Genomic DNA, 23,749 nt, shown 5'->3' with positions numbered 1-23,749 from the left:
ACGTTCTGAAACAATCGTAGGGGGTGAGGATTTGGCATGGATCTATAGTGGAAAACTATATGACAGCGAATTTCAAGCAGGATGCCTTGCTGCTAGAATGCGCGAAGAAGGATTTATCCTCAGCAAACGCTCCCCACGGTATGTTTACGTGTTTAAAACAAAAACAGGACGTTACGGAGTCAAATGTATGTGGTAAACTGAACATAATTTATCTGTAGTTGTCTACAGTGGTAAAGGAGGATTGTATGTGAATCTGTATGCTATTACTGGATCGGAACTTCTAGCTCCTGGTGTGTCCATAGTAGACTCAGTGAAGGCAGCTCTGCGGGGCGGAGCGGATGTCATTCAATTGCGTGAAAAACAGCTAGACGGCAAAGAACTTGTCAGGATCGGTAAAGAAATTAAAAAAGTATGCGAAGATACAGGAGCTCTATTTGCCGTTAATGATCGCATTGATGTGGCTCTCTTATGTCAGGCTGATATGATTCATCTTGGTCAAGATGATATTTCTATAGACGATGCAAGACAATTAGTAGGTTCAGACATGCGTATTGGTATATCGACACACGATGTAACAGAGTCACGCCTTGCAAAGATACAGGGTGCTCATTACATTGGACTAGGACCTGTATATCCGACTTCAACAAAAAAAGATGCAAAATCTGTGGTGCCATCTGAAGAAATTAAAAACATCCGACAAGCGGTAGACATTCCTATCGTTGCGATTGGCGGAATTACACTATCAGTTGTAGATGAACTCATTCAATTAGGTGTTGATGCTTTAGCCATTGTAAGTGGTATATTTGCAACAGATGATATTGAGAAAGCAACACAACTTTTTCGTATGCGCATTGATCAAGCCAAGATGCGCAAAGAAATGCAACTCAAGTAGTATATAGTAGGAGGAATGATGTGGATGTTAACTGATTATCACACTCATACAGAACGTGGACCATATACTGTCGAATGGTTATTGCATTTTATTGAGACTGCAAGGTCGCGCGGTATTGAAGAATACGGTGTGTCTGAACATGCCTATCGATTTAAACAAACAGCTCATTTATTAGATAATCCATGGACTCGAGAGCGTCGAACAGAAGACTTGGATGAATATTATGGGATGATTCTAGCAGCTCGACAAGCAGGTCATCATGTTAAATTTGGGATTGAGTTGGATTACATACCTGGAACAGAACGTGAATTGGAGACCTTTATTCGTTCTTATCCGTTTGATTACGTCATTGGATCAGTGCATTGGCTAGGTGACTTTGGTTTTGATTTATTGGAAATGAAGTCACAGTGGGTGAATCGCGACCTCAAGAAAACATATGATGAGTATTTTTCTATTTTGCAGCGAATGGTAGAGAGTCAACTATTTGATTTTGTAGGACATGCAGATGTAATAAAAGTTTTTGGACATGAACCTAATGATGCTGCATTTTTACAGGATTGGTATGAACGTTTGGCTGAATCATTTGCACATAATCATTCTGTCATAGAAGTGTCGACTGCAGGTTTGCGTAAACCAGTGGGGAAATTATATCCCGCACCTCAGTTTCTCAGCACTTGTTATAAATATGATGTGCCTATTGTGATTAATTCAGATGCTCATCGACCGGAAGATGTTGGAGCTGATTATGATCAAGCCATTGCTTTAGCTAAACATACAGGATACACAAAACTCATTACATTTTCTCAAAGAAAGCGCGTTGCAGAACCTATCTCCTAATGATCGCTTAATACTCATACGAACGTGGGGAATGACAAGTTACGCTCGCCTGATATGTAGGGAGCGTTTTTTTATATTCTTTTATATGTATGCATACGTTTTTAAAACCATAGTAGCACACAATTATAAATTAATACTCATATTTTAATGTAAATATCATAATTTCAATATAGGTTCATCATTTCACCGATTTCAAGTTGTACTACTTAATTAGAATAATTATCTAGTTATATTTTAAGAAATGATCATACTGTACTAATAATTATAAACAAAATACAATTTAAGTTCTCAGTTATCACATGCATTCTAGATGATGTATTTTTTAATTCTCCAATGGAGTCCTTTCAAAGCTTATTATGTTTACTATTTACATATTCTACATTTGTATAGTATTATTATTTTCGTTAAGATTAATCAGTTATATGATACGGGGGGATCTACTTGGATAATGAACTTGGACGTAAAATTCGAATACTTAGGCACAAACGAGATCTGACACAGCAGGAAATTGCCTATCGCACTGGAATTTCTACGCCTCATATTAGTTCAATAGAAAGAGGGCACAGGCAACCATCGCTGGAATATGCCATTCGTATTGCGGAAGCATTGGGTGTACCGATTGGATTTTTTTGTGAGGGGACTGAAGTGACAAGTTTACCCGATGACACAAGTTATGGTGGGCCTAGTGATTTACCTGGTTATCTGCAAAGCTTTGTCATGCGAGAATCAGCTCAACCGTATCTTGCGATGGCGTTACGCGTCAGTCGATTAGAAGAGACTGATTATGATGTATTGTGTGCATTGATCGATATCATGATGCAGAGAAAGAAACTGCGAAACTTATCAAATGAAACATTTTAGCTAGCTTTTCTACATAGGTGGCAATTGCAGCGTAAAGCTACCCTATACTAGTTAAGCATATGAATGACACATCCAACACGGATAAAGATGATATAGACTAGTATGGCATTGATTCGTAAATTAAAGTCGGAATATTTTATTAGGACAGGCAATTGTGTACTTATGAATGATTGTATTTAAAAAAATCAGGCGGCTGCTCGGATGCAGCTGCCTGAATCGTTCTTAGTAACCAGCAACACCAGCATTAGCTGCACCATAACCGGTCGGTACAAAGAGGAAGAACAGGACAAAGATAATTAAAAATACGACCGCCCAACGTGTGTATGCACCAAAAACGCCCACAGTCAATCCCTCCTTATGGTTCACTTCATCCGCGCACAAAAGTCATGAGAGAAAAGAATACTTGCGATAATCCTTCTACTCTCATGAATAATAAAGCCGGATAATATAATGTACGCGACTCTTTCATGTTCTGTATAGGCTGATACCGTAGGTGAATGAACTAAAGCAAGAGGTTTTACGGTACGTTCGATAAAATAAAAACAGGCAGATTGTCATTACCGCCTGCTTTTATTTTATATAAAGATTAATATACAGGAACTGTTTTACATACTTGTTGGTAAACAGGGACTAGCAAGAAGAACAAAACGAAAATAATTAAAAAAACGACTGCCCAGTGTGTATATCCTCCAAATGTACCCATGATGTCACTCCTCATTGTTTGATGCTCTAAGATACGTGAAGAATTTATATTTGTAGAGGCGGATGTCGGGGGTGCCTTGCCCATTTTCTGAGTAAAGAGCCTGTACATAAACTTTGATTTAGTATCGTGTTCGTCCATAGTCAAAAGGACAAAGGGTATTGTATGATTGGGTGAGAGGGGGAGATAACATGTCATTAATCTCTGACTTGCGGTCACTATTAACGATCGAACAAGTATCACAAAATGAAACGGTTGTGAATCATCACAGTCGAGATGAATCCTATCATACACCGCATAACCCAGATGTTGTCGTATATCCGCATACGACAGAGGATGTAGTTAAAGTGATGACATATGCAAAGACACACAATATTCCTGTGATTCCATTTGCGATTGGAAGTAGTTTAGAAGGTCAAGTAATCCCTGTACGTGGTGGCATTAGTTTAGATATGACCGAAATGAACAAAATACTCGAAGTGAGGGCAGATGACTTTCTGGTTTGTGTTCAACCTGGAGTGACTAAAGATCAACTCAATGCAGAACTCGCGCGTTATGGACTATTTTTCTCTGTAGATCCTGGAGCAAATGCGTCTATTGGAGGAATGACTGCAACCAATGCAAGTGGTACAACGACCGTGCGCTATGGTGTCATGCGAGATCAAATCCGTTCTATAGAAGTGGTTTTGCCTGATGCTACTGTCATTCAAACAGGGACGCTTGCTGCAAAGTCCGCATCTGGACTGAATTTGACTGGTTTATTTGTCGGATCTGAAGGTACACTCGGTGTTTTTACGGAAATTTGGTTAAAAGTATATGGAATTCAAGAATCTACGATTGCTGTTCGTGCTACTTTTGAAAGTGTAGAGCAGTGTGTCAAAGCTTCAACCATGATCATGGGTGCCGGTATCCCCGTTACTAGAATTGAGTTAGTAGATGAAGCCATTATGGATGCAATTAATCGCTATAAAAGTGTAGAGTATCCTGTTTCACCTACGCTTTTTTTGGAGTTTCAAGGAACGCAAAAATCGATAGAATATGATGTTGAACTTGCCGTCACTTTGATGCGAGATGAGGGTCTAAGTAGTGTAGAGACGGTTAAAGATGAGGCAAGCCGTCGCAAACTTTGGGATAGTAGACACGTTGCGGCACTCGCTTTTCGCGCAAGTGTTAAAGGCAAAGAGCAGATGGCAACAGATGTATGCGTACCATTGTCGAAGTTACCGGCAGCAGTAGTCGATGCAACAAATGCTATAAAAGAACATCAAGTACACGGTGGGATAGTAGGACATGTAGGAGATGGCAATTACCATGCTATTTTATTGGTGGATCCTCATAATCCAGACGAAATGGAGCGCGTCTCAATGGTGAATGAGCAACTTGTGCGTTTCTCTTTAGCATGTGGGGGTACTTGTACGGGTGAACATGGGGTGGGACTTGGTAAGAAAAAATATCAATTACTTGAACATGGATCATCATTAGCCCTTATGCAAGCGATTAAACATCTCATTGATCCCACTTCCATCATGAATCCTGGTAAACTCATTGACGAGTAGTGTAAGTACATACACATGCACAGATATTGAATAAAATGAATCTCAGAGTAATCTACAGCTGAGATTCATTTGTTATGCTTATTTAGAAGTTGCTTTAATGTTTGATGAAGCTAGATATCGATAATTGTTTAACGTGAATGGAACATATCTATGAAACCATTGATCAATTTGGACTCTTATAGCGTACAACAAACTTCGGTGTAATTTCTAAAAGAGCCTGTTCAAAAAAGGGGGCAGGTAAGACCCGCGCAGTGCAAGGAAGCAAGCCAAGAATGTGGACTGAGCGTACATCTCGATCTCGCCTATGCCCCACCTTTTTCGTCGGCGAAAGATCCGGTGATTATGGCTGGTATGGCAGCAGAACATGTATATGATGGGACAGTAGAACTACTTAACGAATGGCCAACGGATCCTTTGCAGTTTCAAATTGTGGACGTGAGAAGACCGGATGAAACGGCCAAAGGGATGTTGCCCCATGCGATCAATATTCCACTCGATGAGTTGCGCACACGAATCGCCGAATTAGATCCTCAAAAGCCAACGATCCTTTATTGTCGATCCGGTCAGCGGAGCTATTTTGCCCATCAAATCCTTAAAGGACATGGCTTTACACAAGTACAAAACATGAGTGGTGGCTATGTCGTGGCTAAATACCTCGAACAGGCAAAAGTAAATCGGGTAGCGATCTCAGTAAGATAAGAAGGGGCGACGCTCATGTTTACAGATAAGCGAGTGCTCGCGTATGCATGGATTATCTACATGATAAAATTTTTGTTTTTGTACGATTGCAAATCTAGTGCAAGGTGGCAATGAGGTGATTGTAATGGATAGAATATAGATTATGATCTACAGCAATTTGGTCATGGTTTTTATTGAAATGTTACCTTACATTGTTTATTCTAATGATATGAGATTTTAGTATTCCTACTTATTCAAATACAATTTTTATTGTCATAAGTAAGCAGATCTTGCTCGAATGATATTGCATAAGACTAAAAAGATGGCGGCTACAGTCACTTTAGTCTTTTATCGTTTGAACTTTTGGAAAATGATATGAATTGCTGTTTTCAAATGCAATGAGTCTACGTTGGCCACACATCACGTGAATGATTAGGTCTCAGCAATAGACATCGTTTCTAGAACACATGATGAGTGGGGGAACATCTGTGGATGATCAGTTCACGAAACAGGTAATGACTCATAAGACTTCAGCTGTCGGTGAGTTACTCAAATTAGCTCAGACAGATGAAGTCATTTCATTTGCAGGAGGATTGCCTGCTGAAGAATTTTTTCCTGTTGAAGCACTAAAACAGGCTTTTGAGAGAGTATTTAGGATGGGTAATAAAGCATTGCAATATGGATTGACAGAAGGGTATACGCCGCTACGTGAACAGATCAGCCAACGCTTAATGCACCGTAATATACGTGTCAGCTCAGATGAAATGCTTCTTACGACAGGATCACAGCAAGCGGTTGACCTGGTTGCTAAGGTCTATTTAGAACCGGGGGCGGTTATTCTTACAGAAAACCCCACCTATCTTGTCGCTCTGCAAGCATTCCGTTACTATTCTGTTCAGATTATACCCGTTTTAAGTGATGAGAAAGGCATGGATCCTGAAGATCTTGCTGCCAAAATTGAAAAATATCACCCTAAGTTAGTGTATGTCATTCCTACTTTCGCCAATCCTACTGGTTGGATATGGGATACTTCACGACGCGTGAATCTTATCGAAGAGTGCGATAGAAATCATGTCCTTATTTTAGAAGATGATCCCTATGGAGAAATTAAATTTGCTCCAAACGATTACTATCCATCGATGATGTCTCTTGCACAGCAGGCCGGGAGCGACTGTGTCCTCTATACTAGTACTTTTTCAAAAACTGTTGTGCCCGCGCTACGCATTGGCTGGATTTGTGGGAATCGCACATTGATCAAGGCTATGATCCACGCGAAGCAGGGAGCGGACTTGCACTCAAGCTCACTAGATCAGCAAGCTTTATTCCAGTTGCTAGATCATTACGATCTTAATGCTCATATACTAACCATTTCTGCTGAATACCAACGGCGTATGCAATTGATGATTACACTGCTACATCAGCAGCGGCTGGGCCAGGTCAACTGGACTGAACCTAAAGGTGGCATGTTCTTATGGTTGGAATTAGCGGAGGAACTTGATACGGAGATGGTGCTAAAACATGCCTTGCAGGAAGGTGTTGCCTTCGTTCCTGGTCATGAATTTTACGTGGGATCACCTCAAAAAAACACATTGCGTCTTAATTTTTCCCATACGAGCGTAGAGGAGATGCCAGCCGGGGTGGAACGGCTTGGACGTGCTATTCACCAATCTCTATCATCCGTTCGCTAGCATAAGCTAGAGAACTAGCACAGCATTTATTGTTGACATCTACTTGATTCACAGATGTGCGATGCCATGACTGGCGAGCGCAATCTGTGTTTTTTTTATGTTTGATGATCGCTCTAACTCTTTAGATCATTGTTTTGCTCACTCAACTCACCTTATCTTCAGATGCTATTCAGGTTGATACGTCATGCTAAAGAAGAAATATAAGTGCAGGGCGACTCACATCAGATTTGAGGGGGCATGACTCATGCCAAGGATCTTGGTAGTAGAAGATGATGTATTTCTTAGGGAGGCTATTTGTGAACTCTTGAATGATGAGCAATATGAAAGTACACCTTGTATGGACGGCGAAGTAGCTATTCATCTGGCAATAAGCGGATCGTACGATTTAATTTTATTAGATGGATTGTTACCAGATCTTGACGGATGGGGGGGCAGCTACACTCCGTCGTAAGAAAATCTTTACGCCGATTGTCATGGTAACTGCGCGCGCGATCAGTTAGAAGATCGGATACGAGGACTTGAAGCAGGGGCAGATGATTATCTAGTGAAGCCGTTTGCTTCTTCAGAACTCATGGGGTGGACCGGAGATTGATACGATACATTCTCTTGGCTATCGGTTGGAGCTAGAATCATGAAAGGAAAATGGTTGGAGCTCCGCATTCAGGAAGAGAAGAGCATTATTTTGCGACACCGATGACAGAGAACATGATGTACATCAGAGATTTATCAGGAATGTTTGGCATTCTTTACTGGAGGACGTCAGAGTGAATGGATGAAGTGTTGGGGGATAGGAGGCACGAAACATGAATTTTAGAGAGTTCATCCTAAGTGAACAACCTTCTGGAGGTGGTCATCATGGCGAAGATAAGTAAACGACTCATGGGAGTATGTAGCGCAGCGGTGACGGCGGTATACGCGGTAGGGTACATGTATACTATGCCCTCTGTACAAGCGAGTGTTAGCGTGGTGCCTGATCTGACGATGTCTCATACTAGTCAATCGTCCCAAGGAGCAGCAGCGAAGGCCTATCAAGCCAATACCCCGACTGCGTCTGGTGCGCCTAAAAAATCTGTTGCTCACCGTTCTGATGCTGGCTCTCATATTGGATCAAACGAAAGTACTAGTAAAAAGAACAATGAATCCACGGGCACTACTTCATCTAAGAGCACAGAAACGGCCAAAACGGCATCTGTTCATGCCGCTTTATACAAGGATGGTGTGTATACGGGTGTAGGCACCAATCCATATGGCTCTTTGGCTCTAACTGTGTCCATCGTCAAAGGAAAAATCGCGTCTGTTCAAATCAATCAGTACAGTATGCACTATCCGCAATCAGTGATTGATCCGCAGTTGCCACAAGAAGCTGTATCCATGCAAACGTGGAAAATTTACATTGTATCCGGTGCTACAGCAAGTACGTATAACTTTGCGGAAGCTATGTATGCGGCACTGGAGAAAGCCAAGTTATAAGGAGAAAACATCATGCGACAAATGTTGCACGTAGAAGAATCGCGACTCTTGATGGGTACTGTAGTTTCTATCGAAGTGGTAGGAAAAGGATCAGAGAGTCAGCATCACGAGGGGATTGATCATGCTTTTGAGGCAATTCGATTTGTAGAAGAGGCTTGCAGTCGGTTTGATGATCGTAGTGCACTACGCGAATTGTGTCGCCACCCAGGGGAGTGGGTACAAGTCCCTGATGTTCTCTTTGAAGCACTGCGTATTGCGTTAGAAGTGAGTGATCTCACAGATGGTGCTTTTGATCCCACGATTGGAGCAACTCTTGCTCGGCATGGATTCACTCGCCACTATCTGACAGGAGATGTGGCAGAGTCAACAGAGACTGATTCGACGGTCACTTACCGCGATATCTCGCTTGATCAAACTACGCGTAAAGTGTTGCTCCATAAGCCAATGCTCCTAGATCTTGGTGCGATTGCGAAGGGCTTAGCCATTGACGTGGCAGCAGGTGCTTTACAAGGCTGGGAGGGTTATGCCATCAATGCTGGAGGTGATATTTACTTACAGGGGATCGATCCGACAGGGAATCCTTGGACAGTAGGCATTCAGCATCCGCTAATTAGAGACGAACGAATCGCATGGTTACAAGCGACAGATCTAGCGATTTGCACATCTGGAAGCTATGAAAGACGTAGTCCGCTTGATCATACAGTTCATCATATTTTCAATCCATTAGGAATGCCGTCTGGTACTCCAATGGTGAGTTGTACAGTCATAGCTCCACTTGCGGTATTGGCAGACGCAGTATCCACCGCTGCTTTTCTACTCGGTTCAGATAAAGCGCTGGAGTTTGTAGATGAGGCAGAATTGGCAGGGCTTTGTATCGACGAACAACTTTCTATTTCCATGACACAGTCCATGAGGAGATATTTGTTATGAATACGACTCGTACCATGCATCACGAGCAAAATTCAATTCGGAGATTTTTAAAAACACCTAAAGGAACTGCTTTTACCATCTTAGCTGGGCTGACGTTAATTGCATCTCTTCGCCCAGAGGACCACAGTGGACTCGTAAACGCCCTGGTTGCTGTGGTAACTGGACTCATCGTCGATAACGTTGTTGCATTTTTGCAAAAGAGAAAATCTTTTTTCTCAGATGGTGCAATCATTACTGGACTTATCATAGCGGACGTGTTGAGCCACGCAACACCCCTATATCTTGTGGCTGCTACGACGATTGTCGCTCTTTTATCCAAACACATCCTTAAGGTAGGGAGAAAGCCTATTTTTAATCCTGCTGCGTTCGGACTGCTCATGGCTGTTTGGGTCTTTCACACAGGAGAGAGTTGGTGGGGAAGTCTCGCGCTACTACCTACTTGGTTGACGGTGGTTGTGATCGTTCTGGGCCTCCTAGTAACTGTGAAGGTCAATAAATTTCCACAAGTGGCTGCATTTTTGGGGACGTACTTCACGTTATTATTGGTAATGGCAGTTTTGCACGTAGGTTTGCCATCTGATACACCTGCGGACGCTTTGCGCATTCCATTTGTCAATACCGCTCTTTTTCTGTCCTTTTTCATGTTGACCGATCCACCAACCTCACCGGCACCGTATGTACAACAAATCGTATTTGGAATTCTTGTGGCAGTAGTATCAACAGCCATTTTTGCTTTTATCGGAGGACTGACGTACTTGCTTGTCGGCTTATTAGTTGCTAACTTATATAAAGCAGTCTGGGCTCGCTTGTTCAGTCGCTGGAATCGTACTCAGAAACCAAGATCTACTGGATACGTATCTAAGCTTTCATGAAAGAGAGTCTGGCTTCTAGCCGGCAAATTCTGATGATCTGATACTTTGTTTGCATGATGTGACACATCAATTAAACGATATAAAAGTTAATTTGAGTAAAATCTTATAAAAGGGATGATGCTATGCACTTACATGTACATACCATGTTGCAACATTATGGTTATTTCGGAGTGTTTATTATACTACTTTTGGAAATGGTGGGTATTCCGTTTCCAGCTGAAACGACGCTCACTCTATCAGGAATTGAATGGTCCAATCGGATATTTCATTTATTTCCACTAATACTCTTTGCAAGTCTCGGTAATATGATCGGTTCCACCATATCATTTTGGATCGGTCGTCTACTTGGCCGCCCACTGATTATTCGATACGGGAAATATGTGGGTATAACAAATGAAAGATTAGACAAGGCAAATCATCTATTTTACCATCGCCAAAATTGGATTGTTGTCATTGGTAAATTTATCGCGGGGATTCGTGTACTCATTCCTTATCTAGCAGGGATGAATAATATGAACTTTATTGTATTTTCCTTGTATAATTCAATCAGTGCAATCATCTGGGTGAGTGCATTTATCATACTTGGAAGATACATCGGAATTGAATGGACTCTATATCATCAGATTTTTCATCAGTACTTAGTGCCTAGTATCATTGTCTTAGTGATCGTCTCTGCTATGGTGGTTGGAGTAAAAATTCGCAGTAGAAAAACTCACACATAGCTTTCGTTATGATCGATCCTTATGTTTACACCATCATGAAATTCAAGTGGCGCGTACGACTAGGATGTAACCCCCTCATCTAGAAAGGATGTAGTTATGCGCATCTTATTAATTGACGATGAAATAAGATTAGTCAAAGCGCTAAAGCAATTATTTATAGAAAATCATTATGCGATCGAAACCGCCTATGATGGACTGACAGGATTACAGATGGCACATAATGATGTATTTGACGTTATGGTTATTGATGTCATGATGCCCGGGTTGACTGGGTATGAAGTGGCCAATCACTTGAGAAAGGAAGGGAACTCTGTTCCTATCTTGATGCTTACAGCAAAAGATGGCGTCGAAGATCGCGTACTTGGCCTTGATTGTGGAGCAGATGATTATCTAGTTAAACCTTTTGCTACGAGTGAACTGTTAGCCCGCGTCCGCTCTCTTACTAGGCGTAAAGGAGAAATTGTAGGGACAGAATTCATCTCTGTAGGGGATCTATCATTAAACCTAGTAACTCGAACTGTCACATGTGGGAATATTCCTATGCAATTGACTACAAAAGAATTTTTATTGCTCGAGTTATTTTTAAGAAATCCTAACCAAGTACTTCCAAAGGAACTGTTGCTCGATCGTGTATGGGGGTATGAAGCACCAACGGACACCAATGCAGTGGAGATTTATGTCCATTTTCTGCGTAAAAAATTACTTGTAGTGAGCGTAGATGTTGCACATGATCATGAAGTGAGTGTACCGACTATTGAGACGGTGCGAGGTATTGGCTACAAATTAAAGGAGAACTCATGATGTTTGCTCGTGTACGCATCACGCTTACTCTTGTGTTAGTTGTTATTTTCGTGTTGCTTTATGCTGCAACATCGACAAGTGTTTATGCGTTAATGCGCACGGAGACGTTGCGCGAGATTAACGCAGAAATCAAGATGCAGGCAAATGCTATACTCCCGGTCGCACGGCGCATCTTGCTTCAAGAAAATGGGCTACATACGATATCCATCCTACAAACATTCGATCATCTTCAGACGCAGGGCAAGTTCTATTTTTCGTTGCGAAATGCTCAAGGCATGCTACTTGCAACCAATCAACCTATGGTTGCAAAATACCTCTGGCAACCGTCTATTTCCAAACGCACTCATAAAAATTGGCGGACGGTGCATCTTACGTTTCATCACTTAGTGGTACGCATGGTCACCATCCCCATCTATCATCCACATACTTTACAATACGCCGGAGAATTACAGTTGGGTGAGCACATGAATGGTGAACTAGCTGCAATTCATCGGCTGCAATCTATTCTGTTAGAAGTCGGTTTGCTTGGTCTTATCGGGGCTATGATTGCTGGTTTCTATGTTTCTGGTGTGGCGTTACGACCCATTCGTCGATCGTGGCAACGACAGCAACAATTTGTGGCAGATGCATCTCATGAATTACGAACACCACTGGCTGTTATTCAATCTAACTTAGATGTAGTTCTTGGACACGCGAAGGAATCTGTGGAGGATAATTTTGAATGGCTTAATCATGTAAAGTCTGAGTCTAGACGACTATCTAGACTGGTTACAGACTTGTTGACACTGGCTAAGGCTGATTCTAATCAACAGCTTATACAGATGAATCCGATAGACTGGATTGCTGTCAATAGGAGAGCTTTTGAATCACTTATGCTCTTTGGTGAAGCTAAGGGATTGCGCATGAATTTTCATATCATAGATAAAAGTACAACTTCAACGAGCGTAGAGACGAATGCAAACGATGAATCAACTTTTATCGTTGTTGGTGATGAAGATCGATTGTATCAGCTTGCTTTTATTTTGCTAGACAATGCTATTACATACACATATGAAGGAGAAATCAATGTACAGCTACGAATGGGAAAAAATCATCATGTCATTCTTGATGTTACAGACACAGGGATCGGCATCAAAAAGGAACATCAAAAACACATCTTTGATCGTTTTTTCAAAGGGGATCACAATCGTACATCTTCTGGTGCAGGACTAGGATTGGCTATCGCTTTATGGATTGTCGAATCACACCATGGAAAAATGGAAGTAGAGAGCACGGTTGGGAAAGGTACTACATTTCGCATTATATTACCGGCTTCATCAAAAGCTCATGCATAAATACAATAGTTAATAACGTTTAGGTGATCAATAATTTATCCTTCACTATTTTTATATGTATTTTAAAGCAGTTTTCAATCTTTCTCTATCACAATACGTAGTGTTAGGAAGAGGATTTGTAAATTTGAAAGGGGATTTTGTAAATGAGTTTATCAAGAACAAAAAAAATAGTAACTGGAGTAGCGTTGTCCGTTGCGACATTGAGCGCGGGGTTGACGATGGTACCAAGCGCTTTTGCCGCAACACTTCCTGGTGTTAGCACATCAAGTACAATGACTGCGCATGTAGCGCACCATGCGAAATACAAGGCACCCAAACGGGAGTGGTTATTTCGAGCATTAGCTAAAGATCTGCAGATGAAACCGGGTTTATTTTTTAAAGAGTTACATCATGGAGAAACCTTATCTGAAATTGCAACGAAGCAACATGTGTCAGTAACAACGCTCCAATCTGATCTTCAAACGATTGTAAAAGATCACTTTTCCGCATTGGTGTCTAAAGGAAAAATGCCACAGCAAAAGGCCACTATGATGGAACAGAAAGTAGATGCCAACTTGCCTGCTTTAATCAATCGTAAATTTCCATTGGGACACGAGAAGAGCAATCCGACAGTAATGGTAATGAAACGAGATGGCATGTTAAAAGAAGTAGCTACTATTTTGCATATAACGCCAAAACAACTGCATCAAGATCTTCATTCTGGGCAAACGATTACTGAGATTGCGGCAAAAGAACACATCTCCTCAAGTACCTTGACAAGTGAAATGGAGGCGTACTATGCACAGCGAACGAATCAAGTAATTGCTAAATGGATCAGTAAGAACTAATTGTTTTGGGGATTTGCAAACGGATGAGTAGGGTTCTAGGTGAGCCCGCTCGTGCGTTTTGCTTAGCTATTCAGTTTAGAAATTGATTTTTATATGGGATAAAATTAATTGCCTGTCTATATTTAAACGTAAGTAAATATTTGTAATATTGATCGATGATAGTTCATGAAACGATCAGGAAATTTATCATACGTAGCCATCTATCCGTTGCTACTCAGTAGAAACTCGCATCTATTATCCTAAACACTTCACTTAAAAATTGGGGGTAATGGATATGCATCATGGACATCATCATGGACACAAACCTCATCATAAATCTTGCAAAAAAAATCGGCAATTAATTAATGAAGAAATTGAAAAAGAAATTAAGGTGAATAAGAAAGGGGAGCACTTACATTTAAAGATACGTGTAAATGTAATTAATAAACCAATTAATTCAAGTAAAGCGTTTGATAAAAATATAACAAGAGTTGCACCGGTACCACCAGCACCAGTACCACCAGCACCGGTACCACCAGCACCGGTACCACCAGCACCAGCACCAGCACCGACACCGACACCGACACCGACACCGACACCGACACCACCGAAAATGTGATGCACTATAGTCACAAGCGCCTATACGTCTTAAGCTAACAGACGTATAGGTATTTTACATAAGAAGATCATGACTGGCATAACGGTTTCATCATCATTTAGCTAAACAGTTTTGACAACACGAATATCTTTTAACATAGGGACATTTGTTAGTAACGTTGTAAGTAGTGATTCTGTTAATTCTTCATCAACTTCACAAATGGTGATGGCAGTGCCTGCACGAGTGAAGCGCTCGAGTGATAATCGTGCAATATTGTACCCCGCTCCATCTAATAGTCTAGAAATCATCGAAATAAATCCTTTTTGATCAATGTGATAGAGGATCAACGTCTCCTTCTCGCCACTAAACTTCACAGGTAACCCATCGAGTTCTTGAACTTCCACCTTTCCTCCACCTAGTGAACTAGCTATTACATTCACCTTACGAGTGGCGCCATATAGATCTATTTTCACGGTATTTGGATGATAAAATCCAATATTGGTTTGTGTAAATGTATAGTCTAACGCCAAATCTTTAGCAAGTTTATCTGCTAAGGGGATTTGATCACTATCGAGAGGCAATAAAAGCAGACCAGCTAATAAAGCTACATCTGTTCCATGTCCACGATACGTCTCTGCAAATGAGCCCATTAATTGAAAAGTCGCTCGCTTTGGTTCTTCACTGAGGATTTGACGTGCAATATAGCCAATGCGAACGGCGCCAGCTGTATGTGAACTAGACGGTCCTACCATAATGGGCCCAATAATATCGAATGCACTATTATATTTCATTAGATACGCCCACCAGTTCTTCATCTGACTTACCAAACACAGACTCTCGTAAACGTTTTCCAGTAGGCGTGGATGCTAAGCCACCTAGTCCTGTTTCGCGAAGCGTAACGGGCATTTCTTGACCAATCTCTCGCATCACTTGAATAACTTCATCAGGCGGTATCACACTTCGCACACCAGCTAGCGCCATATCGGCTGCAGCTAAGGCGGTAATCGAATGCAATCCATTTCGTATAATACAAGGAATTTCCACGAGACCCCCGACAGGGTCGCATACTAGTCCAAGTGAATTTTTTAATGCTAACCCAACTGCATGACCAGCTTGCTGTGGCGTTCCTCCGGCAATTTCAACAAGTGCTGCGGCAGCCATTGCAGTAGCAGATCCAACTTCTGCCTGACATCCTCCTGCGGCACCGGAAATCGAAGCAGAGTTTGCTATAACAAGCCCTACTGCTGCAGCAGTCAAAAGCGCCATAATTAATTTTTCGCGCGTATATTTACCGGAATCTAGTACGGATATGAGTACCCCAGGTAAAATGCCTGCTGCACCTGCAGTGGGGGTGGCGACAATACATCCCATACCGGCATTGACTTCTGATACAGAAAGAGCATAGGACATAGCTCGCAATGTGGAGGGAGCAACAAATGACTCGCCACGCTGAATGTATTCTTTCACTAAGTATGCATCTCCACCAGATAACCCACTACGTGAACGTATTGGCTGCTGAACACCTTTTCTTGCCGATGCCTCCATAACATCAAATTGTTTCTCCATTTGTGCTAAAATCTGTTCTTTTGTTCGACTGGTCTGTTCTTGTTCTACTTGTAACATAACTTCTGCCATAGACATGCTCTGTGATTCAGCTAAGGCAATCAGCTCATGTAAATATTGAAAAGACATCTTCTTACCTCCATGTATAGTATGTGAATGAACCGTATCATTGAACACAGCAATAGAGACATGCAGGAATAAATCCCTCGCATGTCTCTGCCTAGTAACCTGAAAGTTCCCTCTAAAATGGAGATGATCCACATAAAGTTACCCCGTCGGTAGCCGTTTCACGACTTTTCCAGAGTTGCATCATCTAGCGCTATGAAACCTGAGAGATTCTGTACTCGGTGAGGTACCGGATACATTGCCCCATCGGTGGTAATTTCTACACTCTCACGCTAGAGTCATCTGCTTTTCGATTCAATTATTGACTTATTATCATGCTAACTGAAGACTTGAGATTCCGTCAAGTAAAACATGGAACGATGAAGCGAATCTTTTAAATGAGATTATATATTGTCCAATGGTTCGAATATAAGCTAGAATAAAGAATATTAAGCATTTATAGTGTGCGGTAAGTGGATTACATTCCAGGTAAAGGTGGATGAAAACCTTGAGTCTAGAAAATGAAATTGATTTCATACAAAAAAGTGAGAGTATCAATCCATCAAAAGAGTATCGTGCAAAGAGTAACGTACAATCTTTTGCGGAGTATAAAGCAATCTACCAACAATCTATAGAAAATCCTGATCAATTTTGGGGGCAGATCGCAGATGAACTCGATTGGATCCATCGTGAGGAAAGAGTGAGCGAAGGTGCTATGCCGGAATTCTCATTTTTTCCGGGGAGTCAGATCAATGTTTGTCAAAACTGTGTAGATCGTCATGCCAATCATCCACAGCGTCGCAACAAGGTGGCTATTTATTTTGAAGGTGAAAATGGAGAAAGACGTTCATTCACTTACTTACAACTTTATCGTGAAGTGCAAAAGTTTTCTAATGTGCTCTTAGCACTAGGTTTATCTAAGGGAGATGTAGTAAGCGTATACATGCAAAATCTACCGGAAACGTATGTAGTATTACTTTCCTGTTTACGACTAGGTATCATCTATAATACTGTGTTTGCAGGTTTTTCTCCTGAGGCTCTTCGCGATCGGATCGTTCATTCACATGCGAAAGTGGTGATCTGTGCAAATGCTAGTTATCGTAGAGGGAAAATATTAAATCTCAAGGAAACTGTGGACGCTGCATTACGCGATGAACATCCTGTACAACATGTCATCGTGTATTCTCGTATAAAAGATATGCAAGTTTCCATGGATCCAATGCGCGATCATGACTATGATGAATTAATGCGTTGTGCATCGCCAGTTTGTGAAGCGATCCCCTTAGATTGCAATGATCCAGGACTTCTCATTTTCACAAGTGGAACGAGTGGTAAACCTAAAGGAATTGTCCATGCAGGCGGGGGATTTTTGCTTGGTACATATGCCTATTCAAAGTATCAACTGGATCTACACGACGAAGATATATATTGGAATACAGCCGACATCGGTTGGCTTACAGCCCATATTTTTGTGTTAGTAGGAGGGCTTGCGTTAGGTGTCACGACTATTATTTATGAAGGTGCAATTGACTATCCACATCAAGCTCGCGTTTATGAAATGATTGAATATTACCAGGTCAATAAGCTGTTTTCTGCTCCTACAGCATATCGGATGTTGATGAAATACGGGGAAGATCTCGCAAAGAAGTATGATCTATCATCCATCGAATTACTTGCCTCTGTTGGCGAGCCGCTTAATCCTGAAGCGTGGCACTGGATTTATCGCGTAGTTGGTGGCAATCGTGCAGTGATTAATAATACATGGGGACAAACGGAAACTGGTGGAACGCCGCTTGCCTCACTTCCAGGCGCTACTCCTATGAAACCGGGATCGTGTGGTGTACCGTTTTTTGGACATCGCCTTGATGTAGTAGATCAAGAAGGTCATACAGTTCCCGTAGGAACACCTGGGTTTCTTGTCATTCGCACTCCGTTTCCAGCTTTAGCGCGTGATGTGTTTGGCGATAGAGAAAGATACATCAATAACTACTTTGCACCGATGCCAGGCACTTATTTTACTGGCGATAGTGCTGTATGCGATCAGGATGGTCAATACTGGGTACTTGGTCGAATTGACGATGTGATCAATGTGTCAGGACACCGGATTAGTACAATGGAGATGGAAAGTTCATTGATTTCGCATGAAGCGGTAATGGAGGCGGCTGTTGTTGCAAAACCGGATGACATCAAAGGAACTGTTCCTATCGCTTTTGTAAGTATTGATACGACATATACTGCAAATGAAGAGCTAAGTAGAGCTTTGCAACGTAAAATTGTTGCAGATATTGGCTCATTTGCAAAACCGGAACGCATTCATTTTGTCAATGTGATGCCCAAAACCCGCTCCGGAAAGATTATCCGACGGATGCTGCGAGAGATTATTGAAGAGGGCACAGTCCACGGAGATGCTACTGGACTAGAGGATAGTGATATTTTAGTGACGCTCATAGCAGAAGTCAATGCAGACTCCTCACACCATAACGACTAACACGGAAGGATGTATCTGAAATTTGGTGTCCATGTAGGTTTGCTGTATGATGTCTTTGAAAAGATTGGAGGGTTTGTTATGGAGATAGAAAATGGAATGAATCAACAAATCATTTTAAAACAACGGCCATCTGGAACACCCAATACAGATACTTTTGAATGGACAAAGACACCCATCTCTGCTGTACAAGAGGGACAACTTTTAGTTAAAACACTTTATTTGTCAGTCGATCCTTATATGCGGGGAAGAATGAGCGATCGCAAATCATATGTCCCTTCCTATGAGTTAGGAAAACCGATAGAAGGTGGTGTCGTGGGTGAAGTATTGGAATCACAGTCACCAGACTTTCACAAGGGTGATTTTGTATTAGGCGGTTACGGATGGCAAACTTATGCAACAGTGAGTGCAAAAACTGTCCGAAGAATTGATCCGACACTCGCTCCTCTTTCCACTGCTTTAGGCATTCTTGGTATGACGGGGTTAACTGCTTACTTTGGATTACTTGACATCGGACGACCACAGGCGGGAGAGACAGTCGTTATTTCTGGAGCAGCTGGTGCAGTAGGGATGGTCGTAGGGCAGATTGCAAAAATTAAGGGAGCACATGTAGTCGGTATTGCGGGATCAACGAAAAAAATAGATTATTTGATCAACGAGCTAGGATTTGATTCCGCGATAAGCTATAAAGGAGACATTCCTCTTCACAAAGCTTTAGCAACTGCTTGTCCGCATGGTGTGGATGTTTATTTTGACAATGTCGGTGGAGAGATTTCAGATGCGGTTTTACGTCGTCTCAATAAAGGGGCGCGTGTGCCATTATGCGGACAAATATCATCATATAATCTAGAAAAACCGGATATTGGGGTTCGACCGCAGACCTTCCTCTTAATCAACAGTGCATTGATGCAAGGGTTTATCGTCAGTGATTTTGCAAAGCGGTTTCCTGAAGGGATAAAAGAACTTGCACAATGGGTAAACAGTAAGCAATTGAAGTCACAGGAAACGATTATTGATGGGTTTGATCAAACGGTGAATGCCTTTCTTGGGTTATTTACAGGTGATAATCTGGGTAAACAACTAGTAAAGGTAGCAGATCCATCCCATGGATAGGAACAGTAGTCAATCATCAACGTATTCTAAAGCGTGTGCACAGTGCGAATATCTCAGCTACAAGGGATAAGGGACATAGTGCTAAGAGGCAGTGTGTAAAAAAGTGTCGATCCTTTTTCAAACACTGCCTCTTAGCACAGAGTGACTGCTATCAGACTAATTTTAGGATTGTTGTAACATCCGTTCAATGGCGATTCTACTCCAAGTTGCTATATCATCAGACACGCGAATGATATGAGTAGGTGAACCCTTGACTAATTGCTCTAAAACATAGAGGAGATGTGGTCGATCAATTCGATTCATGGTCATGCAAGGGCAGGCATTTTCATTGAGTGAGACGATGGTGCGATCGAAATAGGTATCGGCTAACCGATGCACTAAGTGATGCTCAGTACCAATCGCAAAAGATGTTCCAGGAGCTGACGCTTCGATTTGCTTGATAATATAGTCAGTAGATCCACTGTCATCTGCTAGTTGCACGGTTTCATATGAGCATTCTGGATGAACAATCACGCGGATGTCAGGATATGTTTGACGAACCATGGTTACGTGGTGCGGCTGGAATTTTTCATGTACAGAACAGTGTCCTTTCCATAATAGGACACGAGAATTCCCCTGACCATGAGGATATTGTACCTCATGTGCAGATGGATCATAGACTGCAATGTCACGTAGATCTATGCCGAGTCGCACAGCTGTATTCCTTCCTAGATGTTGATCAGGGAGAAATAATACGCGTTCGCTTTGTTGCAATGCATACTGTAAGATGCGTTGTGCATTGGAAGAGGTTACAGTGAGTCCATCGTGCCGTCCAACAAAAGCTTTGACTGCAGCGGATGAATTGACATACGTGATAGGCATGATGGAATGACCAAATTGTGACGTCAGGAGATCCCATGCGGTATCCACTTGATCACTCGTCGCCATGTCAGCCATTGAACACCCTGCGCGTAAGTCTGGAAGAATGACGATTTGTTCAGAAGAAGTGAGTAAATCTGCAGTCTCTGCCATGAAATGGACGCCACAAAATACAATGTACCGTGCATCTGTTACTTGTGCTGCAAGCCTTGCCAACTGCAATGAATCTCCGCGAAAGTCTGCATATTGAATGACATCATCGCGTTGGTAGTGATGACCTAAGATGACGAGTGAAGTTCCTAGTATTCGCTTTGCCTCAGCGATTCTCTGATCGAGTTCTAGTGATGATAATTGTTCATAGGAATTTGTTGGTTGTGCGACTAGTTTATGATTGAGCAGACTCATTTACAATACCACCCCCAAAATATCTAAGCTTATATCGAGCGCTCTCACTGAATGGGTTAACCACCCCACAGAAATAAGATCTACTCCTGTCTTCGCATAGTCTTGAACTGTTTCTGGTGTCACACCACCAGATGCTTCAGTCAACATTCGTTTAGCAACTAAATTAACTGCAACTCGCATGTTTTGAGGGTTCATATTATCCAATAAAATAACATCAATAGGACATTTTATAGCCTCAGCTACTTGGTCAAGTGTATCAGTTTCCACTTCAATCTTTATAAACGGCCCCACTTTCTCCTTAACGCGAGTGACTGCGGCCGTAATCGATCCCATGGCAGCAATATGATTGTCTTTAATGAGTACTGCATCGTATAACCCGAAGCGGTGGTTACGTCCACCGCCGACTGTAACTGCGTACTTATCAAACATTCTCAGTCCAGGCAATGTTTTTCTTGTATCTACAATCTGTGTAGGGTAGTCTTTTACTTTTTCACATAGCAACTGAGTTTGCGTTGCGATACCTGACATTCTCTGTAATACATTGAGTGCCACACGTTCTGCTGAAAGAACGCCACGCGCGCGGCCAACGATATCTGCTAAGATTGTCCCTGACAAGACATCCATACCATCTGCAACGCGAGCCTCAAAGATTACTTCTGGATCTAGCATGAGAAAGGTTTGCTTAGCAATGCTTAAACCAGCGACTCGTCCAGGACTTTTAGCGATTAATACGGCATGAACGCGAGCCTCTTCTTCAAAGATCAGCTCTGTAGTTAGATCGTTTGTTCCGATATCTTCAATTAGTGCGTTTTTAATGATTTGCTGTACGAGCAACTGGTTCATGTTGTGTCTCCTTTACTTGCGTTGAGTGTTTTTCAAAAAGAGTGGACTTGAATGGAAAATCAGAACGAAAGTGTGCGCCACGACTTTCTTTACGCCAAAGAGCTGCACGTGTAACGTAGATAGCTGCTGTAACAACTGTGCGGTTTGCATCAGGCACTTTAGGGAGTTTGATAAGCTCATTAGACAGTTCTTTTAGTGCAAACGATAGATGCTCCTGATCTCTAACGATACCTACATGTCCCCACATCGTTTGTTGCACTTTTTCTAGCACATGATCTGAAGGATGAGTCATAAAATTGTTCAATTCACTAGAAGATAAGAGGGAATCTGAAAGAGTAGAAGATGGAGGTACAGGAGGGAGTGCAACCATCTGAGAGATCACTCGTTCTGCCATGACGAGTCCCTCTAACAATGAGTTGCTCGCTAAACGATTGGCTCCGTGAAGTCCAACAGATGCGACTTCACCGATGGCAAATAAGCGCAGAATCGATGTGTGTCCATACGAATCGGTCTGTACACCGCCCATCGCATAGTGTGCTACTGGCACAACAGGCATGAGTTGCATTTGTGGATTTATGCCACTATCCATACACGTATGAAAAATAGTGGGGAAACGTTGTGCAAAGTCTGGTATGTTTCGTGCGTCAAGAAAGATATCGCGACCAGCTTGCATCTCCGAATAAATAGCACGAGCTACGATATCTCTTGCAGCAAGGTCTTTATGTTGATGATAGCGGTGCATAAAGGGAGTTTCGTGCTCGTCAACTAGCAAAGCTCCTTCTCCGCGCACTGCTTCTGAGATCAGTGGAACGTTTTTATCCGTTTTTCTATGGCTTCGAAATCCTGTTGGATGAAATTGGATGAACTCCATATCGCGCAATGTGGCTCCAGCGCGTTGTGCCAAAACATATCCGTCGCCTAGAGCTAACGAGTGATTGGTTGTATAACTAAATAATTGTCCGAGCCCACCTGTCGCTAAGACTATCGCTCGAGCGTTCATATGTAGGATGTGATGGTCATCATGGATAGCCCAGATTCCAGTGCATTCGCCGCATGAAATCTGAAGATCATATACATATGTATGAGGATAAATCTCGATATTTGGATGTGACTGAACGTGCTTTGTAAGCTCCTTCAAGATCCCTTTTCCTGTCTGATCGCCACCAATATGCAAAATTCGCTGGCGACTATGAGCGCCTTCCATCCCCAGATGAGGATGTCCAGTCGCATCACCATCAAACACCACGCCAAGACGGCGTAGTTGTGTAATGACATCTGGTGCCATACTTACAATCATCTGCACAATATCGCGTTCAGATAAACCTTGACCAGTTTGCAGTGTATCTTGTATATGCAATAAAACATGGTCATCATCACCTTGAACTGCGGCAATACCACCTTGAGCCAGCATGCTATTGCTAGCCTGCAGCTCACCATTTGTGACAAGTATTACACGTCCATATTCGGCTGCGCGCAAGCTACTCATCAACCCGGCGATACCAGTTCCCACGATGATAAAGTCAGTATCGATGTGCGTAACCATGGAAATCCACCTTTCTTTGAACCTAGTCTAAGTCTATTATGGATTGTAATAACGGTATGTGTCAATACATCTGTATATACAGCATTTGT

Annotated in this window: 24 protein-coding genes and 1 riboswitch; of the genes, 17 read left to right on the top strand and 7 right to left on the bottom strand. The window is 42.1% G+C overall.

All coding sequences use genetic code 11. From position 1 onward, the window contains the following. The first annotated feature begins 31 nt into the window (after positions 1-31). From MM817_RS11750 to MM817_RS11735, 4 genes are all read left to right on the top strand, one after another. Positions 32-196: a hypothetical protein gene (locus MM817_RS11750; protein ID WP_241715289.1), complete on the top strand. Its 165-nt coding sequence runs from the start codon at positions 32-34 to the stop codon at positions 194-196. A gap of 51 nt (positions 197-247) precedes the next feature. Then, positions 248-892 carry a thiamine phosphate synthase gene (thiE, locus tag MM817_RS11745; protein ID WP_241715287.1) on the top strand — a complete coding sequence of 215 codons (645 nt, stop codon included), beginning with the start codon at positions 248-250 and terminating at the stop codon, positions 890-892. Between the two features lie 24 nt (positions 893-916). Then, a complete protein-coding gene (locus MM817_RS11740) occupies positions 917-1,729 on the top strand; it encodes a histidinol-phosphatase (protein WP_241715285.1) in 813 nt (270 codons plus the stop codon). Positions 1,730-2,170: 441 nt separating this feature from the next. Next, positions 2,171-2,590 carry a helix-turn-helix domain-containing protein gene (locus tag MM817_RS11735; protein WP_241715283.1) on the top strand — a complete coding sequence of 140 codons (420 nt, stop codon included), beginning with the start codon at positions 2,171-2,173 and terminating at the stop codon, positions 2,588-2,590. Positions 2,591-2,812: 222 nt separating this feature from the next. On the opposite strand, the gene MM817_RS17000 is transcribed toward MM817_RS11735, so the two are convergent. Beyond that, positions 2,813-2,938 (bottom strand): hypothetical protein, encoded by a 126-nt coding sequence (locus tag MM817_RS17000; RefSeq protein ID WP_272879941.1) that lies wholly within the window; start codon positions 2,936-2,938, stop codon positions 2,813-2,815. Positions 2,939-3,481: 543 nt separating this feature from the next. Between MM817_RS17000 and MM817_RS11730 the strand changes: the two genes are divergently transcribed. From MM817_RS11730 to MM817_RS11680, 11 genes are all read left to right on the top strand, one after another. Beyond that, positions 3,482-4,846 carry an FAD-binding oxidoreductase gene (locus tag MM817_RS11730; RefSeq protein WP_241715282.1) on the top strand — a complete coding sequence of 455 codons (1,365 nt, stop codon included), beginning with the start codon at positions 3,482-3,484 and terminating at the stop codon, positions 4,844-4,846. A 342-nt stretch (positions 4,847-5,188) separates the two neighbouring features. Then, on the top strand, positions 5,189-5,545 hold the full coding sequence (locus tag MM817_RS11725) for a rhodanese-like domain-containing protein (RefSeq protein ID WP_241715474.1): 357 nt from the start codon (positions 5,189-5,191) through the stop codon (positions 5,543-5,545). A 467-nt stretch (positions 5,546-6,012) separates the two neighbouring features. Further along, positions 6,013-7,212 carry an aminotransferase-like domain-containing protein gene (locus MM817_RS11720; protein ID WP_241715280.1) on the top strand — a complete coding sequence of 400 codons (1,200 nt, stop codon included), beginning with the start codon at positions 6,013-6,015 and terminating at the stop codon, positions 7,210-7,212. Positions 7,213-7,456: 244 nt separating this feature from the next. Next, complete coding sequence (locus MM817_RS11715; RefSeq protein ID WP_241715269.1) at positions 7,457-7,663, top strand: response regulator; 207 nt, start codon at positions 7,457-7,459, stop codon at positions 7,661-7,663. 404 nt (positions 7,664-8,067) lie between these two features. Continuing rightward, entirely contained in the window at positions 8,068-8,682 is a 615-nt protein-coding gene (locus tag MM817_RS11710) for an FMN-binding protein (RefSeq protein ID WP_241715267.1), read from the top strand. A 12-nt stretch (positions 8,683-8,694) separates the two neighbouring features. Next, positions 8,695-9,612, top strand: a complete 918-nt coding sequence (locus MM817_RS11705; RefSeq protein ID WP_241715264.1) for an FAD:protein FMN transferase — start codon at positions 8,695-8,697, stop codon at positions 9,610-9,612. Then, complete coding sequence (locus tag MM817_RS11700) at positions 9,609-10,484, top strand: RnfABCDGE type electron transport complex subunit D (RefSeq protein WP_241715262.1); 876 nt, start codon at positions 9,609-9,611, stop codon at positions 10,482-10,484. The genes MM817_RS11705 and MM817_RS11700 overlap by 4 nt, the downstream gene beginning before the upstream one ends. A gap of 122 nt (positions 10,485-10,606) precedes the next feature. Next, positions 10,607-11,206 (top strand): DedA family protein, encoded by a 600-nt coding sequence (locus MM817_RS11695; RefSeq protein ID WP_241715261.1) that lies wholly within the window; start codon positions 10,607-10,609, stop codon positions 11,204-11,206. Between the two features lie 96 nt (positions 11,207-11,302). Continuing rightward, positions 11,303-12,007: a response regulator transcription factor gene (locus MM817_RS11690; RefSeq protein ID WP_241715258.1), complete on the top strand. Its 705-nt coding sequence runs from the start codon at positions 11,303-11,305 to the stop codon at positions 12,005-12,007. Continuing rightward, on the top strand, positions 12,007-13,341 hold the full coding sequence (locus tag MM817_RS11685; protein WP_241715256.1) for a sensor histidine kinase: 1,335 nt from the start codon (positions 12,007-12,009) through the stop codon (positions 13,339-13,341). The genes MM817_RS11690 and MM817_RS11685 overlap by 1 nt, the downstream gene beginning before the upstream one ends. A 143-nt stretch (positions 13,342-13,484) precedes the next feature. After that, a complete protein-coding gene (locus MM817_RS11680) occupies positions 13,485-14,168 on the top strand; it encodes a hypothetical protein (RefSeq protein ID WP_241715255.1) in 684 nt (227 codons plus the stop codon). Positions 14,169-14,477: 309 nt separating this feature from the next. On the opposite strand, the gene MM817_RS11675 is transcribed toward MM817_RS11680, so the two are convergent. The 3 genes from MM817_RS11675 to sdaAA form a co-directional block, all read right to left on the bottom strand. Then, positions 14,478-14,780 carry a hypothetical protein gene (locus MM817_RS11675; RefSeq protein WP_241715253.1) on the bottom strand — a complete coding sequence of 101 codons (303 nt, stop codon included), beginning with the start codon at positions 14,778-14,780 and terminating at the stop codon, positions 14,478-14,480. Between the two features lie 87 nt (positions 14,781-14,867). Then, positions 14,868-15,536, bottom strand: a complete 669-nt coding sequence (gene sdaAB / locus MM817_RS11670) for an L-serine ammonia-lyase, iron-sulfur-dependent subunit beta (RefSeq protein ID WP_241715250.1) — start codon at positions 15,534-15,536, stop codon at positions 14,868-14,870. Continuing rightward, on the bottom strand, positions 15,526-16,437 hold the full coding sequence (gene sdaAA, locus MM817_RS11665; protein WP_241715248.1) for an L-serine ammonia-lyase, iron-sulfur-dependent, subunit alpha: 912 nt from the start codon (positions 16,435-16,437) through the stop codon (positions 15,526-15,528). The genes sdaAB and sdaAA overlap by 11 nt, the downstream gene beginning before the upstream one ends. 178 nt (positions 16,438-16,615) lie before the next feature. Further along, positions 16,616-16,716: riboswitch (glycine riboswitch) on the bottom strand. A 205-nt stretch (positions 16,717-16,921) separates the two neighbouring features. On the opposite strand from sdaAA, the gene acs reads away from it, so the two are divergent. Both acs and MM817_RS11655 read left to right on the top strand, forming a co-directional pair. Further along, positions 16,922-18,901 carry an acetate--CoA ligase gene (gene acs, locus MM817_RS11660; RefSeq protein WP_241715245.1) on the top strand — a complete coding sequence of 660 codons (1,980 nt, stop codon included), beginning with the start codon at positions 16,922-16,924 and terminating at the stop codon, positions 18,899-18,901. A 96-nt stretch (positions 18,902-18,997) separates the two neighbouring features. Further along, on the top strand, positions 18,998-20,011 hold the full coding sequence (locus MM817_RS11655; protein ID WP_241715472.1) for an NADP-dependent oxidoreductase: 1,014 nt from the start codon (positions 18,998-19,000) through the stop codon (positions 20,009-20,011). Positions 20,012-20,173: 162 nt separating this feature from the next. Here MM817_RS11655 and nadA read toward each other — a convergent pair whose 3' ends face one another. From nadA to nadB, 3 genes are read right to left on the bottom strand one after another with little or no spacing between them, the layout of a single operon-like run. Continuing rightward, complete coding sequence (gene nadA, locus MM817_RS11650; protein WP_241715244.1) at positions 20,174-21,274, bottom strand: quinolinate synthase NadA; 1,101 nt, start codon at positions 21,272-21,274, stop codon at positions 20,174-20,176. Then, positions 21,275-22,117 carry a carboxylating nicotinate-nucleotide diphosphorylase gene (gene nadC, locus MM817_RS11645; protein WP_241715242.1) on the bottom strand — a complete coding sequence of 281 codons (843 nt, stop codon included), beginning with the start codon at positions 22,115-22,117 and terminating at the stop codon, positions 21,275-21,277. Further along, entirely contained in the window at positions 22,086-23,660 is a 1,575-nt protein-coding gene (nadB, locus tag MM817_RS11640) for an L-aspartate oxidase (RefSeq protein ID WP_241715240.1), read from the bottom strand. Before nadB ends, nadC begins: the two co-directional genes overlap by 32 nt. Positions 23,661-23,749 lie beyond the last annotated feature (89 nt).

The sequence above is a fragment of the Sulfoacidibacillus ferrooxidans genome, from assembly GCF_022606465.1.
Lineage (GTDB): Bacteria > Bacillota > Bacilli > Alicyclobacillales > SLC66 > Sulfoacidibacillus > Sulfoacidibacillus ferrooxidans.
This window is presented reverse-complemented; position numbering and strand designations above follow the sequence as displayed.